Source organism: Frankia sp. CcWB3 (genome assembly GCF_977927595.1).
Genome location: NZ_CDWRCK010000208.1, coordinates 7,295 through 7,703, shown reverse-complemented (window position 1 = coordinate 7,703; position 409 = coordinate 7,295). Strand labels below are relative to the sequence as shown.

Sequence of the window (409 nt, the reverse complement as noted above, 5' to 3'; positions counted from 1 at the left end):
GGAGTTGCATTGAAATAACTTGATTATTCTATATCGGGTCTACGGGAAGTGAACGTGTAGTTCCACTCGCCGTGGAAACTGTCGCGCTCGAACGGAATCTCCTCCTGTTCCTTCTTGGATAGCTTGATCCCTGTCGGGTAGTCGGCCGGGTCGAGTGCGCACCGGACGACGAGGCCTGTCGTGGTGGTCGTGCTGGCGATGAGGTTTACCACGGTCTCGTAGGTCGCGAGCGGCCGGCCGCGCCAGGTGACGCTGATATAGGAAAACAGCCTGTGCTCAATTTTGTTCCACTTCGAGGTCGCTGGCGGGAAATGACAGACCCTGATCTCCAGGCCGGTCCTGGCGGCGAGCCTCGCGAGCTCTCGCTTCCACAACCAGACCGTGTTCCCGTTCGACCCGCCGCAGTCGG

The 409-nt window shown here is 59.4% G+C and carries 1 protein-coding gene; it reads right to left on the bottom strand.

Annotated elements, in window-relative coordinates; genetic code table 11:
* Positions 1–23: 23 nt before the first annotated feature.
* Positions 24–409, bottom strand: a 386-nt coding sequence (locus tag ACY5KJ_RS15210) for an ISAzo13-like element transposase-related protein (RefSeq protein WP_462203646.1), incomplete at its 5' end; no start/stop codon positions are given.